We start from the raw sequence: 17,385 nt of genomic DNA on the forward strand, positions 1-17,385 counted from the left end.
GCTGCAAGGGCGAGCTGGCGGTGGACGGTTGCACGAGCACGCTCGCATTCTCTTTCGAGATTATTTACCAACTATGAGCGAATTGCGGAATTTCAAGCGTCGCGCAATTTTTGCCGCCGGGACTGCGGCGCAACCCCAATCGGGAGCCGACCGTGACCGAGCCCGACATCGATTTTCTCGACATCCCCAATCCCGCCGGCGGCGCCCCGTGGCGTATCGCGCGGCGCCTGCGGTCAGCGGTCGGCGCGGGGGCTCGGTCGCCCGGTCTCGTCTGGCTCGGCGGCTTCGCTTCCGACATGGCCTCGACCAAGGCGGGGTTCCTGGACGCATGGGCGCGGGAGCAGGGACGGGCGTTCCTGCGCTTCGACTACGCCGGCCACGGCGCCTCGGAAGGGAGCTTCGCAGACGGCTGTATCGGCGACTGGCTGGAGCAGACGGCCGCCGTCTTCGAACGCTCGACGACGGGGCCGCAGATCGTGATCGGCAGCTCCATGGGCGGCTGGATCGCGCTGCTGCTCGCCCGCCGCTTCGCCGAAAAAGGCGCGTCGGACCGGCTTGCCGGATTGATCCTGCTCGCGCCCGCAGTCGACTTCACGGAGGAGCTGATCTGGAAGGCGCTGCCCGAAGAAGCGCAGCGCGAGATCATGGAGAAGGGCGCCTGGATGCGAGCCTCGCAATATTCTCCGGACCCGACGCCGATCACCCGCAAGCTGATCGAGGATGGGCGCAATCATCTCCTGCTCGGAGGCGTTATTCGCGCGCATGCGCGCGTGCACATCCTGCAGGGAATGGCTGACCCCGACGTGCCATGGCGCCATGCGCTGACGCTCGTCGAGCATCTCAGCTTCGATCCGGTGACGCTCACCTTCATCGCCGACGGCGATCATCGCCTCTCGCGCGAACAGGACCTCGCCCAGCTCGCCTCGGCCGTGGAGCTGATGAGCGCGCCGCCGCCCGGCGAACCGGCGCGCGATCTCCTTTCCTGAGACGCGCGCCTCACGCCAGATTTACCTGGCGCGCCGGGCCGCAAGACGCTCGATTTTCGTAGCTAGATCGTTGCGCCGGAAACTGCGCGAAACCGCCTCGCGCGGACTGACCGCATCATTCGTCCCTTTTTGAAACGCGCCGGAAGCCTCGCGCGGCAAATTGCCCGTCTCCCAGGCGGTAAAGATAAGCTCGCGGGATGATTTGCGATTCCGGCTTTCGAAACGGCTGCTGACGCTCACAGGAAACTCTCCCAAAATCAATGTTGAACAGCTTGAGCACAACATAAGGTTGTATCGATGTCAAACAGGTTGCGTCTGCCGAATTAATCGGACCTTAAGCATAACGATCCGTGACCGAATTGCTTCAGCTTTGCATTAACGGGTGATGCGCATGATCGGACTGCAACGCCATGACCGGCGTTTTGGCGACAGCCGGCTCCGACAGCCGGCGCCGCCGCGGACAAATGAGTTGTCTCGACGATGCGCGTCTCTTTCCGGTTCCTGGCCACAGTGACGCTGGCGGCGTTGACGTCACTGCCGGAGACGAAGGCCGCCGACTGGTACACCGGCGTTCCCACCGACGGGACGCCGGCGCCAAGGGCGCCCCGCGTCGCCATCGACGTCGCGATCGACGGCACGTCGCAACGCGCGCTTTCGGGCGCGCTGATCGGCACCATCGCCCCCTTCACGGCCATGGATCGCAGCGGCATGCGCGTGCGGCTCAGCGGGCTTGCGGGCACATATGTCTATGCGCCGTCCAATCCCTTCCTGGGCGAGATTCACGGCACGATCGTCGGCGGCGCCTTTCTCTTCGGCTATGAGTGGGTGTTCAAACGCGCGACCGTCGCGCTTTACGCCGGCGGCGAGGTCGTCAACACGAGCCTCTCGCCCAACGATCCCAACAATTCGGCCAAGGGCGGCAGCGGCGGACTGAAGCTCGCGGCGGATTTTTTCACCACGCCCACCGACCAGACGATGATCGCGGGCGTGCTCTCCTATTCGACCAATTACAATTCCTATTACGGGCGGCTGAAATTCGGCATGGCGCTTTCGGACCATGTCTATGTCGGGCCGGAGGTCGTCGCGCTCGGCGACAATTTCTTCCAGCAATGGCGCCTTGGCGGCCATGTGTCGGGGCTTCGCTTCGGCGCCCTGCAATTCGGCGCGGCGGCCGGATTCCTGAATGACCGCGTGCGCGGCGGCGGCGTCTACGGAACGCTCGACACGCGCGTGACCTTCTGACCCGCGCGCGGGCAAGCGGAAAATCGAATCATCGTTAACTTGGCCTTCAGCGCATCCGTCTACATTCAAGCTTGGCAGATGTGAGGCTGTGTATGTCCGGGTTGCGTGCGTTCGCCTGGGTGGCGACAGGAGTCTTCGCGGTCGCGTTGCTGACGCAACCGGTGAGCGTGCAGGCGCAACTCGCGCTGAGCGTCACCACCATAGGCCTGCTGATCCTGGTCTGGATTTTCGGCCGCGGCCCGCTGGCGCGGCAAATCTATCTGTCGCTCTCGAGCTTCATCGTCATCCGCTACGTCTACTGGCGCCTGACCTGCACGCTGCCGCCGGCCTCCGATCCGATCGGCTTCGGATTCGGCATGGTGCTGCTTTCCGCCGAGCTCTATTGCGTCGCGATTCTCGTCATCAGCCTCATCGTCAACGCCGATCCGGTGAAGCGCAGGCCGCTCGAACGGCGCCGCGACGAGGAGCTTCCCGTCGTCGACGTCTTCATCCCGACCTACAATGAAGACGAATATATTCTGGCGACGACGGCCGCAGCGGCGATGTCCATGGACTATCCCAGGGACAAGCTGAACGTCTGGCTGCTCGACGACGGCGGCACCGATCAGAAGTGCAATGATGCGAATCCGGTGAAGGCGGAAGCCGCGAAGCTGCGGCGCGCGTCCTTGCAGGAGCTCTGCAGGCGGCTCGGCTGCCATTATCTCACCCGCGCGAAGAACGAGCACGCCAAGGCCGGCAACATGAACAGCGCGCTCGCTCATGTGAAGGGCGACATCGTGCTCGTCTTCGACGCCGATCATGCGCCGTTCCGCGCCTTCCTGCAGGAGACGGTCGCGCATTTCATCGACGATCCGAAACTCTTCCTCGTGCAGACGCCACATGTCTTTCTCAATCCCGATCCGATCGAGAAGAACCTGAAGACCTTCAGCCGCATGCCGTCGGAAAACGAGATGTTCTACTCGCTGACGCAACGCGGCCTCGACAAATGGGACGCCTCCTTCTTCTGCGGCTCGGCGGCGCTGCTGCGCCGATCCGCGCTGATGGAGACGGGAGGCTTCTCCGGCGTCACGATCACGGAGGATTGCGAGACGGCCTTCGAGCTTCACGCGAAAGGCTATTCCAGCGCCTTCGTCGACAAGCCGCTCATCGCAGGATTGCAGCCCGAGACCTTCTCGTCCTTCATCGGTCAGCGCGTGCGCTGGTGTCAGGGCATGCTGCAGATCATGATGCTCAAGAATCCGATGTTCAAGAAGGGCCTCAAGCCCATTCAGAAACTCGGCTATCTCTCGAGCATGACCTTCTGGTTCTTCCCCTTCCCGCGCCTCGTCTTCATGCTGGCGCCGCTCGCCTACATCCTTTTCGACGTGAAGATATTCGTCTCCAACGTCGACGAGGCCGTGGCCTTCACCGCGACCTACATGGTCGTGAACGTCATGCTTCAGAACTATCTCTTCGGCTGCGTGCGCTGGCCCTGGGTCTCCGAACTCTACGAATATTGCCAGGGCGTTTTTCTCAGCAAGGCGATCGTGTCTGTCGTGATGAACCCCCGAAAGCCGACGTTCAACGTGACGGCGAAGGGTCTCACCCTCGACAATGACCATCTCTCCGAACTGGCGTGGCCGTTCTTCGCCATGTATCTCGTGCTTCTGACCGGCACTCTGGTCGCGGCGTTCCGCTATGTCGTGGAGCCCGGCGTCAGCAATCTGATGTTCATCGTCGGTCTGTGGAACACGTTCAATCTCGTCATGGCGGGCGTCGCGCTCGGCGCCGTCTCGGAGCGCAAACAGCCCGACCGCCATCCGCGCCTCACCATCGATCGTAAGGGCTGGCTGGAGGTCGCGGGAGAAAAAGTCGCCGTCGAAATCGCCAATGTGTCGGCGGGCGGTTGCGCGGTGCGCCTCGTGGATAAAATGCCGGCGGCGCTGCTCGAAGCGGAGGACACGCGCGCGCGCCTCACGATCGAACCCATCGGAGAGCTCGTCGGCGACCGCAGCCTGCCGCTCGTCTTTCGTCGCACCCCGACGGGCGACGATCTCTACGGCTGCGAGTTCGATACGATGCAGGCCGAGGAATATTACGTTCTCGCCGATCTGATGTATGGCGATTCCGACGCCCTGCCGCGTTTTCTGGAGAGCCGCCGCAAGCACAAGAGCATCTGGGCCGGCACCGGCCAGTTCATCTGGTGGGGCCTCGTCGAGCCCGTGCGCGCCTTCGCCTATCTGTTCAAGCGCAAGCCGCAGGATGAGCAGGCGCCCGAAACCGCGCCTGCTCCTCCCATGGCGGCGACCGCCTGGCTGCATCGCCTGACCGCGCAGGCCGCGTCGGCGACGAAGAAAGCGGGCGAAACGGACGCGCTCGCTCCCGCCGCCCGCAAGGAATCCGCATGATCGCCGCCATCGCAAATATTTTCGTCCGGCGTATGGCTTGCGTCATCGCGACGACGCTCGTTGCGACCGAGACATTCGCGCAGGCGATTTTCCTCACCGCCCCGCCGACGATCTCGAAAGTCGAACAGCCGTCGACCGGCGCGCCGGTTCCCGCGCCCCTTCCCCCGCCCGCAAGGCCCGCCGCAAACGTCGCGCGGCCGGCGCCGGGACCAAAGCAGCGCGTGACGATTCTGCGTCATCTCGCCAACAATATTCAGGGCTATCGCCTCGCCGGTGAGACCGGCGCGTCGGAATGGCCGATGTATCTCACCGACAGGCAGGCGCGGCGGAAGCTGCAATTCCAGCTGGGCTATCTCTCCACCGTTTCGGTGATGCCGGAAGTCTCCACGCTGACGCTGACGATCAACGATCAGACCGTCGGCGCGACGCCGGTCAACGCCGTGCAATCGGTGAAGACCGTCGTCTTCGACATTCCGCCGGGGCTGATGCGCCCGGGCTTCAATTCGCTGCGCCTCTCCACCGAACAGCGCCATCGCGTCGACTGTTCGCTCGAAGCCACGCAGGAATTGTGGACGCAGATCGATCCGACTCAGACCGGCCTCATTCTCGACGAGGCCGACGCCGGCGTCGACGCGATCGGCGATCTCGCCGCGCTGCCGGCCGACGAACAGGGCGCGCTGCCGATCCGCGCGGTGACGCCCACGAATGCGAAGACGAGCGACATCGAACGTCTGTTGCGCGTCGTGCAGCTCATCTCCATCGTCGGCCGCTTCGAGCAGCCGGTCGTCGATTCCGGTCCGCTCGCGGGAGGGCGCTACGGCGTGAATCTCCTCGTCGGCACGGCCGCCGAACTCGCCGCGACGGCGGGCGCCGAAATGGTCGGCGTCGTCACTGGCCCGCGCGCCTTCGTCGTTCCGGGAACGCCCGAGCGGCGCACGACGATCGTTGTCACCGGCGCCGACGCGGCGCAGGTCGACACGGCGATGAAAGCGTTTCTCGTCGCCACCAAGCCGAAGGGCGCAGCCGCGGGATTGCGCGCCGCCGCGGCCTTTCCCGGCTTCCGCATGGAGGGCGGCCAGCGCGTGAAGCTCGCCGAGCTCGGCGTCAAGAGCGTGGAATTCGACGGCAGGCTTTATCGAGCGGCCTTCAACATCATAATGCCGCCGGATTTCTATCGCGCCGACTATGGCCGCGCGACCTTGCGCGTCGCCGGCGGCTATGCGCCGGGCCTGACCTCCAAGGCGCAGCTGGTCATGAACGTCAATGATCGCACGGCGGTGAGCCTGCCGCTTTTGAAATCGACGGGCGAAGTGTTCAAGGACAATCCGCTGCCGCTGCCGCTGGGCTTTTTGCGGCCGGGCCTCAACCGCATCGAGATCGAGGCGCATGTGCCGGCGCCGTCGGACGAGAGTTGCGACACGCTCGCCGCGAAAGTGGAGTCGAACCGGTTCCTTTTCCTGGACTCCACAGAGATCGAGATGCCGGCGATCGCGCGCGTGGGCCGCATGCCGGACCTCGCGGTGACGGCCACGGGCGGCTTTCCATACGCCGTCGCCTCGAACCGTTCGAAGCTCTATCTGCCGCGGCTCGACTCGAAATCCGTCGGCGCGGCGGCGACGATCGTCGCCCACCTCGCCATCGCCGCCGGCCGGCCGATCGATTTCGAGATCGCCTCGACGCCTCCGCAGGGCGACCACGGTCCGACGCTCGCGGTCGCGCCCTATGACGCGCTGGATCCCGATCTGCTGCGCAGGCTCGACATGCCGGTGGACGAACTCGCGCGCGCCTGGCGCGACAAGATCGGCGCCGAGAGCGCGAGCGACCACGCCGCGGCGCTGTCGAGCGGCGAGGCGGCGCGGCGCAATCGACTCGTGCTGCAAAACAATTTTCCCATGGCCTGCCATCCGCCGAAATCGCCCGACGCTTTCGGCGCGATCTTCAGGCGCGTCGATCTTCAGGCGACCGGCGCGACGGCGCCGGCGGCGTCCGAGGCGCCGACCGAAGCGGAAGATCCGAACACGCCGCGCGACCTCTTTCAGGAATGGGATGCGCGCGTGCGCAATGAGCGGCGGTTCAGCGCGACCATCGCGCAATGGGCGCGCAGCTTTGGCGAATGGAGCAAGGCGAAATTCACCGACGCCGGCGTGTGGATGCGCAATTTCGAACATGGCGGCGACAAGTCCGACATGACGTCGCAGACCCTGCTCGCGCTCGGCCAGAATATTCTGGGCGCGGAGAGCGGGGAGGTGTGGACCGTCGTCACCGCTCCGAACGCCGATCTTCTCGCCGACTCCGTCGCCTGTCTCGTCGATCCGCGCGTGTCGCGACAGATCGGGGGGCGCGTGTCGCTGCTCGATCTCTCCCAGGCGAAGATCAACGTAACGCCGGTCGACAATGCGCGCTTCGTCGTCACGCAGCCGCTCTCGGTCGGCAATGTCCGGCTCATCGCCGCCGGCTGGCTGTCGCTCCATTCGCTCTATTACGTCGCGGGCGCCGTCTCGCTCGCCGTGACGCTCGCGGCGGCGACGCGGCTCTTCGTCAAAAATGTCGGCCGGAGGACGCAATGAAGCGCGTCCCCTGCGCCATCGCGCTTTGCCTTGTCGCGACATTCGCGCGCGGAGAGTCCGCGCCCGCCGCGACGCCTCCCGAAACGCCCGCCGCCGAAGCCGCGCCCGCGCCGAAAAAGGCGCCGCGCCTCGCGCTCGATTCGCGGGAGCTGCCGCTCGGCGGCGCGCTGAAGACGCCCGCCATGTGGCAATCCTACAAGGCGCGCTTCGTCACCGATCAGGGGCGCGTCGTCGACACCGGCAACAATCTCATTAGCCACAGCGAGGGGCAGGGCTACGCCATGCTGCTCGCGGTGGCCGCCAATGATCGCGCGACTTTCGAGCGGGTCTGGGGATGGACGCGCGCCAATCTGATGGTGCGCGACGATCAGCTCATCGCCTGGCGATGGGAGCCGGGAAAACGCCCCGCCGTCGCCGACATGAACAACGCCTCCGACGGCGACATTCTCGTTTCATGGGCGCTGGCGGAGGCGGGCGACTTCTGGAACGACATGAGCTACCGCACGTCCGGAAGGCGCATCGCCGTGGAGCTCGCGCGCAAGCTCGTGCTGTTCAAGACGAAAATGGGCGCGATCCTGCTTCCCGCCGTGACGGGCTTTCACGCCGACGATCGTCCGGACGGGCCGGTGGTCAATCTGTCCTATTACGTCTTCCCCGCCTTCTCGCGGCTCCATCTCGTGGCGCCGGAAGTGGATTGGGCGGGGCTCACGCAAACGGGACTCGATCTGCTCGACGCGACGCGCAAGACTCCCGACGCGCTGCCCGCCGACTGGATTTCGCTGAAGAACCAGGAGGCGAAGCCGGCCGCGGACATGGCGCCGCAATTCTCCTATAATGCGGTGCGCGTGCCGCTTTATCTCGCCTGGGCGGGCGTTGGCGAGCGCGAGCAATATGCGCCCTTCATGACTCTGGTGAAGCGCACCAGAGGCGCGCTCGCCATCGTCGACGTCACCACCGGCGCCGAGGTCGGCCGTTTCGGCGACAGCGGCATTGGCGCGATCGGCGCGCTGACGGCCTGCGTCTTCGAAGGCGCGAAAGCGCCGCCGCAACTTCTTGCCGCCGACGCCGCGGACAATTACTACCCCGCGACCTTGCGCCTTCTGGCGCTGATCGCAATGCAGCTGAGGCATGGCGCATGTCTCGGATAACGCCCCGGCTCGCCGCCAGTCTCCTCGCAATGGCGCTTTGGCTGACCGCGGATGTCCATGCGGCGCCGTCGCCCACGGAGCCGGAGCCGCCCGCGCAGGAGAAGAAACCGCCGACGCCGGAAATGAAGGCCGCCTCGAAGGAGGCGAAACCGGCGCGCCCGGCGCCTGCGCCCATTCCTGTGGTGGGCGGCCCTGTCGCGCCCGACGATCATGCGCTGCGCTATTACGCCTCGCTGAAACAGATGGCGCGGGTCAATGCGGAGCTGACGCGCCTGCGCCGCCTCTATCCCGCCTATGAACCGCCCGCCGATCTCTATGAGGCGCCGGGCAACGGCGGCGTGGACGAGGAGCCCTTGTGGGCGCTGTATTCCGCCGACCGGATCGACGAGCTGAAAGCGGCGATCGCCGCCAAGCAGCGCGAGACGCCGACCTGGAAGCCATCCGCCGATCTGACCAAGAAGATGCGCCGCAAGGAATTGCGGCTCAGGATCGGCTCGTTCTGGAAGGCCGAGAAATTTCTCGACCTCGTCGATTACATAAAGGGCGAGAATGTCGATGTGAGCGAACTCGCCGAAGAAGTCGACGTTCTCTGGACGATCGCCGAAGCCTATGCGCGGGCCAAGCAGAACGAAGACGCGGTGAACATGTTCAAGCGCGTCCTCACCACGTCGAAGGATTCGCATATCCGGGTCGCGACGATCCAGAAGGCGCTGGGCTCGCTGCGCATGGCCGACGTCGAGACGCTGCTCTCTTCTGTCCCCGGCGCGGCCGAAGGCGCGAATGAATATGCGCCAATCGCCATCGACATCACGCGCGCGCGCATCGCGGCCTTCCTGCATGATGAGCGGGCGGAGGAAGTTCCCGTCCCCGACATGCAGAAATTCGAGGTCTACGCAAAGGAGAGCCGCGACGCCAACCAGCTCGGCCTCGTCGCATGGTACGATTACAAGCGTCGTGATTTCGCGGGCGCGCTGGAGTGGTTCAAGCTCGCCATACAGAACGACGGCGACGCGATGATCGCGCATGGCCTCGCCCATTCGCTGCGCGCGCTGAACATGCTGCGCGAGGCGGAGGAAGTCGCCTTCGCCTGGCATGAGCCGCTGGCGAACAACATCATCCTGTTTCTCGATCTCTTAGAGACCGACCTCACGCGCGAGATTCCGCCCTACATCGAATCCGACCGGCTCGCGCGCTATGCGAAAGTGACGATGGAGGCGGCCTCCGGCGAAGGCGCGCAGGCGCTCGCCTGGTACGCCTACAACAGCTGCCAGTTCGACGTGGCGCTGTTCTGGTTCGAGCGCGCGGTCGCGTGGTTCCCGAAGGACGCGACGGTCTATGGCTATGCGCTCACCCTGCGTCGGCTGAAGAAGGAGAAGGGGCTTTACGAACTCGCCAATCGCTATGACGGGCTTTTCGCCAAGGTCATCGAGATTCTCTTCCCCGACGGCTATTACCATCCGCCGACGCCCTGCGATCAGAAAGGCGCGGAATCGCTGCACGGCGCGCCATTCCATACGGCGGCCTATGTGGCTCCCGGCCCCGCGACGATTCCCGGCGCGCCGGCGAATTACGATCCGCAGGCGGCCAGCTATCTGGCGCAGAAGAACGCCTCGACGCCGATCGACATGCAGATTCCGCAGGAGATTCTGCTCCAGCGTGCAATGAAGAACATCAGGGGCCGATTCCCCGCCGTCGTGGCGCCCGAGAATCCGCTGCGCTTTCGCGCCCTGCCGATGGCGACGAATAATCGCGCTCCCGCGCATGGCCTGCCGGTCGCATCCGAGAGCCCGTTGCGCAAGGACCCGGCGACGCAGCCGCCGCCCCTCGTCGCCCGCCGCACGCCCGGCGTGGGCGCCATGCCCTATGAGCATTACGGCTTCAGCCTGCTTCCCGGCTGGAACGGCGTGGAGACGGCGACATGGCCGCCCTATTCGCAGCAGATCGCGCCCGCCGGCACGCAATGGGCGTCGCAGGACGCCGATCCCGCGAAGGCGGGAATAGCTGTCTTCGACGCGCGCAATCCGGCGAACGCCCGCGGCCTTCCGCCCGCCGGCTATGGCGCGCAGCCGACGCCCCGCGCCCCGCCGAACGCCTACGCCGCGCCCGGCCCGCGCGACGCTCCCCCGCCCGCGGCCCCGGCGCCTCCGGGCGCCGCCTATGGCCAATATCCGCAACCCGTGAGTCGCTGACATGATCCGCCTGCCGCGCCGCCCCCTCCTCGCCGCCGCGTCCTGCCTGATCCTCGCCGCCTGCGGCCAGAGCCAGCCGGAACGCCAGTTCACAGCCGACGCCGACGCCGCCGTCACCGGGCAATTCATCGCCGGCAAGACGCTCTCGGCGCCGATCGCCGCCGGGGAGGAGACGTCCGGCTTCGCCGTGCTGTCGCTGCCTCAGGCCGCCGGCCTCGGCGGCAAGCTCACCGAGAAACAGTTCCTCAACGGCTGGCGGGAGAGCGCGTCGCTCGACCGCGCGAAAATGGCCGGCGACTGGAACGATCTGACGATCGAAATCCAGTCGGCGCCGCCCGGCGAGGACCGTCGCGGCCAGATGCAGATCGCCAAACCCACGGCCGAAGGCGTGCGGCGCGAGATTCTCGCCCGTTTCCACGGAACGCCCATGCGCATCGTCAACCGGCCGATGCACAACCGGCTTGGCCCCTTCGGCCTCGCCGTCGGGGCCGGCGCGGGCGGGATGCGTTGCGCCTTCGCCTGGCAATGGGTCGACAATCTCGCCGTCGCGGCGCGGGGCGAAAGGGCGAATTTCTTCAACAGCGGCGAGACGCCCGCCTCGATCCGCCTGCGCCTGTGCCGGCGCGGCGTCACCGCCGACGACCTCGCTCTCTGGTACGAGCAACTCGAAATAGACCCGGCCAATGTCGCCCGCATCGCGGAAGCCTTGCGCCAGAACGCGCAGACCGGCGAAGGCGCGTCGCAGGTCGTCGACGCCTCCGACAGTCTGGAAGCCACGCTCATTGGCGGCCCGCGCGGGGCGGCGGCGCATGCGGCCGGCCCGCGTCGCCATGTCGCCCACCGCCCCCGCCGCGCCGCCCCGGACACGGCGCCCGACACATTCGCGCCCCTGACCACCCCCTCCTCGCCGAGCGCCTCCGGCCCGCGCTATCTGGGCGCGGTCGCGGGCGCCGGCGCGCAATATGCGGCCAGCGCGCCAGTCGGCTCGCGCGGCGCGGGCTTCGGGCCCGTGCGCCTCGATCCCGGGCTTCCGGCGCAGGCCTATCGCGGCCCCTCGGCCGCCCGCGCGGTGGTACCGCCGAGCCCGGGCGGAGCGCCGGTCTATCTTGCGCCCGCGCGATAGGGGCGCCGCATCGCGAAAGGAGGCTTGACAGGTTCCGCCTGCGCCTCGATGTTGCCGAACAATTCGTTCGGCATATCGAACGCGAGGACGCCCGCGAGGATTCATTGACCACTTCGTCTCAGGCGCGACAACCCGGCGCCGGGTCCGGCGGCAGCGCGAGGACCAACGGAAAGATCGTCACCTTTCCGGCCGATCGCCCCCTCCTCACCGACGGCGGCGGGCGCATCGCGCCGCTGACCATCGGCTACGAGACCTACGGCCAGCTGAACGAGGCGCGCAGCAACGCCATCCTGCTGTGCCATGCGCTGACCGGCGACCAATATGCGGCGGGCGTGCACCCCGTCACCGGCAAGCCGGGCTGGTGGGACGCACTGGTCGGTCCGGGCAAGCCCTTCGACACAGACCGCTATTTCCTCATCTGCTCGAATGTCGTCGGCGGCTGTATGGGCACGACGGGCCCGGCCTCGATCAATGTCGCGACAGGCAAGCCCTACGGGCTCGACTTTCCGGTTGTCACCATCCGCGACATGGTGCGCGCGCAGGCGATGCTGATCGATCACCTCGGCATCGACACGCTGTTCTGCGTGGCGGGCGGCTCGATGGGCGGCATGCAGGTGCTGCAATGGGCGGCGAGCTACCCCGAACGCGTCTTCTCCGCCATGCCGATCGCAACGGCGGCGAAACATTCGGCGCAGAACATCGCCTTTCACGAGGTCGGGCGGCAGGCGGTGATGGCCGATCCCGACTGGCGCGGCGGGCGCTATCTCGAACAGGGCGTACGTCCCGAGAAAGGGCTGGCGGTTGCGCGCATGTCGGCGCACATCACCTATCTCTCGGAGGCCGCGCTCCAGCGCAAATTCGGCCGCAAGCTGCAGGACCGCTCGGCGCCGACCTTCTCCTTCGACGCCGACTTCCAGGTCGAGAACTATCTTCGCTACCAGGGCCTCGCCTTCGTCGAGCGCTTCGACGCGAATTCCTATCTCTTCGTCACCCGCGCCTGCGACTATTTCGATCTCGCGGCGGATTACAACGGCTCGCTGGCGCAGGCGTTCAAGGACACCAAGACGCGCTTCTGCGTGGTCGCCTTCGATTCCGACTGGCTCTATCCGACATCGGATTCGCGCGCGATCGTCCATGCGCTGAACGCGGGCGGCGCGTCGGTCTCCTTCGTCGAGATCGAGTCCGACAAGGGACATGACGCCTTCCTGCTGCATGAGGAAATGTTCTTCGCGACGACGCGCGGCTTTCTCGAATCCGCGGCCGCCGCGCGCGGCCTGAAGGAGGCGCGCAAGTGAACGGCGACCCGCAGAATCCGCGCCTCGATCTGCGCGTCATCGCCGACATGGTCGCGCCGGGCTCGCGCGTGCTGGATGTCGGCTGCGGCGACGGCGCGCTGTTGCAGCTTCTCGAAGACGCGAAGGGCGTCGACGGACGCGGCGTCGAGCTGTCGCAGCGCGGCGTCAATGAATGCGTGGCCAAGGGACTGTCCGTCATTCAGGGCGACGCCGATACAGACCTCGCGGATTATCCCGACGACGGCTTCGACTATGTCATTCTGTCGCAGACGCTTCAGGCGACGCGGCGCCCGCGCGAGGCGCTGCGCAACATGCTGCGCATCGGCCGGCGCGCGATCGTCTCGTTCCCAAACTTCGGACACTGGAAAGTGCGCGCCTATCTCGCCTTTCGAGGCCGGATGCCGGTGACCGGCAATCTGGCGCACCACTGGCACGACACGCCGAACATTCATCTGTGCACGATCCGCGATTTCGTCGAACTCGTCGACGATCTCGGGGCGCATATCGAGCGCGGCGTGGCGCTCGACCGCGCCGGCTCGCCGATCCGCGTCAACGCGCCCTGGTGGGTGTGGAATCTCATGGGCGAGCAGGCGGTCTTTCTTCTCGAACGCGGCGCTCCCGGCAAATAGGCGCGGCGGAACATGCGACATGCGACGGTTTGTCCCGCCTGTTGTTCTTTCGCCGCAGCGCCATTCGCGTTAGCCTCAATAATGTCGATTGGATAACCTGCATTGCGCGGGGGGCGAGCGGCTTCCTTTCGGGATACGCTTCAAAAAGCAAGAAAGACCGTGCGAGGAGCATCTTCGCCGGAACGAGGAGACGCGGGCTTGAGCACGCATCCGGGGGACACCCCGCTGAGCTACGCCGTTCCGTCACGGAAGACGCGCGTCAGCCGTCGCGGGTCGCGCGCGACGGCAGGCGACCCGCCGGCCCTGCGTGATCTGCCGATCTTCTCCACCGTGGACGACGCGACGCTCGCGCGTCTCGCTCTGGAAGCGAAGGTTGAAGCCTTCGAGGACGGCGCCGTGATCTTTCGCCAGGGCGATCCGGTGAGCGCGGTGGTCGTGATCCTGCACGGCTTCGTCAAGATGCTGCGCATCGCGCCCAGCGGCGACGAGACGCTGATCGGCATCCGCTCAGACGGCGAGACGGTGGGCGAGCCGCCCTCGAACGCCAATGAAATCTATCGCGTCTCGGCGGAGGCGGTGGGGCAGACATCGGTTCTCAAGCTCCCTGCGGCGCGCTTTGCGCGTCTGATGAAGGAGTCGCCGGCGCTCAGCAGCGCCGTGACGCAGGACGCCAAGGACAAGATCGCGGCGCTCATCACCGAGATCGAATCGCTCAAGGCGCAGAACGCCGACCAGCGGCTCGCGAATTTCATTCTGTCGCTCTGCCCGCCGGGCGAGGAGCGATGCCGTTTCCGCCTGCCCTACGACAAGCGGCTGATCGCCGCGCGGCTCGGCGTGAAACAGGAGACGCTGTCGCGCGCCTTCGCAAAATTGCGCGACTATGGCGTGCGCACGGAAACACGCGACGTGCTCGTCGAGAGCGTGTCGCGCCTCGTCGATCAATGCGATCAGCTCGGCCGCCAGTCGCGCCTGCCCTCGGAGCGAGCCGGCCACGCGGCCCGCGACGACGCCGCATAGGAACCGCAACGCCCTTGTCCTGACGCGCCGGCGCCGCACTTATGATGCGGCGCTGTTCTTTTTTGCGCTGTCCCGCTTTCCCGGGCCAAGGAGCTTTGTCATGACATCGCGCATTACTTTCATCGTTCTCACGCTTTCCCTTTCATGTCTTGCTTCGGCGCAAGCGTTCGCGGGCGCGACCAATGGCCCCTCGGCGCTGGCGCTCGCCGCTCTCGTCGGCGACCGCGCGCCGCAGGTCGTCCCGCTCGAAAAACGTCTCCTCGCCGCCTTTCTCGACGGACACGCCGAAATGCCCCATCCCAAGGGCAAGAACATCGTTGTGAAGGCGGATTCGATCGACTGCCGCGCGAGCAATGTCGACGTCACGCAGCACGCCTGCACCCTCGCTTTCGGCGACAAGAAGATCGAGCTCGTGGGCCGCAAGGCGCATGAGCTATACGCCACGCTCGTCGAAAATGGCGTCGCGGCCGATGGCGCGGCCGGCTCGATCCATGTCGCGGTCACGGCGCTCGACTGTCAGGTCGACGCCGACGAAGTGCGAGAGAAAGCCGGCGGCGGCGCAAGATGCGCCTTCAATCCCTGAGTCGTTTCGAGCGCAACGAAGAGATTTCGCAAGAAGAAAAACCGGCAAAACTAAGGTAACGAGAGTCTTTCCGTAGCCGCCCGGCCCGGAAAGACTCCAGACGCCAGCAGGCGAAAACGCGATTCGCGATGTCGCCCGATATGGCCAAGAATTCGCCCCAAAGCCGTCCAAGCAAGGCCGCGATGGCCTGTTGATATTGGTGTCACGGGGCTCCCCGCGCAGCCTACGCAATTGATCGAACCTTCCCGCGGCGAGGAACGGTTCCGTCGTAAGGCGCGCCCGGCGAATGAATCCGATGACGGGAGCGTGCAACAGAGGATCCATGCGCAACATGGCTTCAGCCCACTCGACCGCCTTCACATCCTTGAAATCGCTCTCCCGCGCCATTCCCGCCGTCAGCGCGCTCGCATTGAGCCTTTCCGCTGGCCTGTGGATGCTGCATGGGCAACCCAACGCCCCGAGCGAAGTCGCCGGGGCGCCGAGGGCCGCTTCAGGGACGACGCCCGTGGCCTTTCCCTACGGGCCGATGCTTGTCGACATGGGCGCTCGCGCGCGCATGGCTTCGACAGCGCAGACAGCCCGGGTGGAAGCGAAAGTCGAGACGTCGCCGCAAACACCCGCCGCCGTTCCGGAGCAGCAGCAGGCCGCGACGACAGCCGTCGTGGAGGGCGAGGTCGCGCCCCTGCCGCCGCGTCGCCCGTCCGAGCTGAGATATTCCGCGAGCCGCGGCCCGGTCCGCGTCCCCCTTCGCCAGGCGCTGCAAAACGCGCCGGCCGCGCCGGCCGCCGCGCCCGCCGACAATCGCTCTATCTTCGAGAAGTTTTTCGGCGCGTCGACGCCCGCGTCGCCGCAAGCCGCGCAGGCGCCCGGACAGGCGCTGGCCTATGCGCCAGCGGAGACCGGCCTTTTCGGCGGAACGAAGCCGGCGACGGCGCCGGCGCCCGTCAGCCCTTCGACCGGCGGGGCCGACCGCTACACCGCGATCTACGACATCTCGGCGCATACGGTCTACATGCCCAACGGCACGAAACTGGAGGCCCATTCCGGCCTCGGCTCCCGGCTGGACGATCCGCGCTACGTGCATGAGAGAATGCACGGCCCCACGCCGCCGCATGTCTACTCGCTGTCGCCGCGGGAGGCGCTTTTCCACGGCGTCGAGGCCCTGCGCCTCACGCCAATCGGCGGCGGAAACATATTCGGACGCGCGGGTCTTCTCGCGCATACCTACATGCTCGGCCCCAACGGCGACTCCAACGGATGCGTGTCCTTCCGCAACTATGACGCATTCCTGCAGGCGTACAAGAGGGGCGAGGTGAAGCGTCTCGTCGTCGTCGCACATATGTAATCATCGACGCGGCGTCGCGCAGGGTCCGGACATTGAAATTCGCTCGCGTGAACCGGGTTTCCGCTCGCGAACCGTAGGGCTATGATGCCGCATGAGCTTTTCATGCCATGCGAGGACGCCTTGCGAAAACTCGTCGCCCTGACGCTGCTTTTTTCAATCGCCGCGATCTCGTCGGCCTTCGCCCAGAACACCTCCGCCGCGAGCACGGCGGAAGACATGGCGGCCGAGCAGGCCGCATGCCGGGAAGACGCGGAGAGATTCTGCGGCGGCAACACCATCTTCATTTTCGAGATGGAAAATTGCCTGAAGCGATACAGGAAGCAATTGTCGAAAGCCTGTCGCCAGCAGCTTTCTCCCACGGATTTCAGGAAATATTATCGCGAAGAGGCGCATCCCTTCGATTTTCTGACGGAGTGAGAAGCCTCGCGGTCAGGCGCGTCATAATGCTTGTCTTTCCGCGCGCGCTGGCCGAAAAGTCTCGCGCCTATCAATCGCCGGAGAGGACAGCGTGTCGAAGCAGGATGTGACGGTTTTCGTTTGCGTGTCGTGTCGCGACGGCGCAGACGCGGAGGTTCGTCCCGGCGCCGTCTTTCTCGACGCCCTTCGGACGCGGCTTTCGGAGCGTAATCTCACGCTTGCCGTCGAGCCGGTCGAATGTCTCGCGGTCTGCAAGCGGCCGGCGACGATCGCCTTCGCCGCGCCGGGCAAATGGACCTATGTCATCGGCGATCTCGACGTCGAGGCGCATGTCGACGAACTGATCGACGCCGCGCAAAGTTTCGCGGCCAGCGACAACGGCATCGTTCCCTGGAAGGAGCGTCCCGTATGTTTCAGGAAGGGCGTCGTTTCGCGCACGCCGCCCCTCCCGTAGCAT

General features: G+C 66.0%; 14 protein-coding genes. All 14 read left to right on the top strand.

The annotated features are described in order from the left end of the window. Positions 1-152: 152 nt before the first annotated feature. On the top strand, positions 153-986 hold the full coding sequence (locus MET49242_RS15495) for a carboxylesterase (protein ID WP_036288326.1): 834 nt from the start codon (positions 153-155) through the stop codon (positions 984-986). A 480-nt stretch (positions 987-1,466) separates the two neighbouring features. After that, on the top strand, positions 1,467-2,228 hold the full coding sequence (gene bcsS / locus MET49242_RS15505; protein WP_051134249.1) for a cellulose biosynthesis protein BcsS: 762 nt from the start codon (positions 1,467-1,469) through the stop codon (positions 2,226-2,228). 92 nt (positions 2,229-2,320) lie between these two features. Beyond that, complete coding sequence (gene bcsA / locus MET49242_RS15510) at positions 2,321-4,615, top strand: UDP-forming cellulose synthase catalytic subunit (RefSeq protein ID WP_051134250.1); 2,295 nt, start codon at positions 2,321-2,323, stop codon at positions 4,613-4,615. Further along, positions 4,612-7,182, top strand: a complete 2,571-nt coding sequence (locus tag MET49242_RS15515; RefSeq protein ID WP_036284141.1) for a cellulose biosynthesis cyclic di-GMP-binding regulatory protein BcsB — start codon at positions 4,612-4,614, stop codon at positions 7,180-7,182. Before bcsA ends, MET49242_RS15515 begins: the two co-directional genes overlap by 4 nt. Then, positions 7,179-8,330, top strand: coding sequence for a glycosyl hydrolase family 8 (locus MET49242_RS15520; protein ID WP_036284147.1), 1,152 nt, complete (start codon positions 7,179-7,181; stop codon positions 8,328-8,330). The genes MET49242_RS15515 and MET49242_RS15520 overlap by 4 nt, the downstream gene beginning before the upstream one ends. Then, the gene (locus MET49242_RS15525; protein ID WP_144259659.1) at positions 8,318-10,519 is read left to right on the top strand and encodes a hypothetical protein; all 2,202 of its coding nucleotides are present in this window, start codon (positions 8,318-8,320) and stop codon (positions 10,517-10,519) included. Before MET49242_RS15520 ends, MET49242_RS15525 begins: the two co-directional genes overlap by 13 nt. A 1-nt stretch (position 10,520) precedes the next feature. Continuing rightward, positions 10,521-11,642, top strand: coding sequence for a cellulose biosynthesis protein BcsN (gene bcsN / locus MET49242_RS15530; protein ID WP_036284163.1), 1,122 nt, complete (start codon positions 10,521-10,523; stop codon positions 11,640-11,642). 173 nt (positions 11,643-11,815) lie between these two features. Then, entirely contained in the window at positions 11,816-12,937 is a 1,122-nt protein-coding gene (locus tag MET49242_RS15535) for a homoserine O-acetyltransferase (protein ID WP_084679322.1), read from the top strand. Further along, a complete protein-coding gene (metW, locus tag MET49242_RS15540; protein ID WP_036284166.1) occupies positions 12,934-13,566 on the top strand; it encodes a methionine biosynthesis protein MetW in 633 nt (210 codons plus the stop codon). Before MET49242_RS15535 ends, metW begins: the two co-directional genes overlap by 4 nt. 198 nt (positions 13,567-13,764) lie before the next feature. Next, complete coding sequence (locus MET49242_RS15545) at positions 13,765-14,583, top strand: Crp/Fnr family transcriptional regulator (protein ID WP_244430828.1); 819 nt, start codon at positions 13,765-13,767, stop codon at positions 14,581-14,583. Positions 14,584-14,683: 100 nt separating this feature from the next. Next, positions 14,684-15,166: a hypothetical protein gene (locus MET49242_RS15550; protein WP_051134252.1), complete on the top strand. Its 483-nt coding sequence runs from the start codon at positions 14,684-14,686 to the stop codon at positions 15,164-15,166. A gap of 331 nt (positions 15,167-15,497) precedes the next feature. Beyond that, positions 15,498-16,511: a tlde1 domain-containing protein gene (locus tag MET49242_RS23470; RefSeq protein ID WP_244430829.1), complete on the top strand. Its 1,014-nt coding sequence runs from the start codon at positions 15,498-15,500 to the stop codon at positions 16,509-16,511. A gap of 84 nt (positions 16,512-16,595) precedes the next feature. Further along, a complete protein-coding gene (locus MET49242_RS15560) occupies positions 16,596-16,928 on the top strand; it encodes a hypothetical protein (RefSeq protein WP_244430830.1) in 333 nt (110 codons plus the stop codon). A 91-nt stretch (positions 16,929-17,019) separates the two neighbouring features. After that, the gene (locus tag MET49242_RS15565) at positions 17,020-17,382 is read left to right on the top strand and encodes a DUF1636 domain-containing protein (protein WP_036284168.1); all 363 of its coding nucleotides are present in this window, start codon (positions 17,020-17,022) and stop codon (positions 17,380-17,382) included. Positions 17,383-17,385: the final 3 nt, after the last annotated feature.

This window comes from Methylocystis sp. ATCC 49242 (genome assembly GCF_000188155.2).
GTDB lineage: Bacteria > Pseudomonadota > Alphaproteobacteria > Rhizobiales > Beijerinckiaceae > Methylocystis.

Bases quoted from the DNA above. Each gene is read 5' to 3' on its own strand.
- bcsS (WP_051134249.1), top strand. From the start codon at position 1,467: ATGCGCGTCTCTTTCCGGTTCCTGGCCACAGTGACGCTGGCGGCGTTG.
- bcsA (WP_051134250.1), top strand. From the start codon at position 2,321: ATGTCCGGGTTGCGTGCGTTCGCCTGGGTGGCGACAGGAGTCTTCGCG.
- MET49242_RS15515 (WP_036284141.1), top strand. From the start codon at position 4,612: ATGATCGCCGCCATCGCAAATATTTTCGTCCGGCGTATGGCTTGCGTC.
- MET49242_RS15520 (WP_036284147.1), top strand. From the start codon at position 7,179: ATGAAGCGCGTCCCCTGCGCCATCGCGCTTTGCCTTGTCGCGACATTC.
- MET49242_RS15525 (WP_144259659.1), top strand. From the start codon at position 8,318: ATGTCTCGGATAACGCCCCGGCTCGCCGCCAGTCTCCTCGCAATGGCG.
- bcsN (WP_036284163.1), top strand. From the start codon at position 10,521: ATGATCCGCCTGCCGCGCCGCCCCCTCCTCGCCGCCGCGTCCTGCCTG.
- MET49242_RS15550 (WP_051134252.1), top strand. From the start codon at position 14,684: ATGACATCGCGCATTACTTTCATCGTTCTCACGCTTTCCCTTTCATGT.
- MET49242_RS23470 (WP_244430829.1), top strand. From the start codon at position 15,498: ATGGCTTCAGCCCACTCGACCGCCTTCACATCCTTGAAATCGCTCTCC.
- MET49242_RS15560 (WP_244430830.1), top strand. From the start codon at position 16,596: ATGCCGCATGAGCTTTTCATGCCATGCGAGGACGCCTTGCGAAAACTC.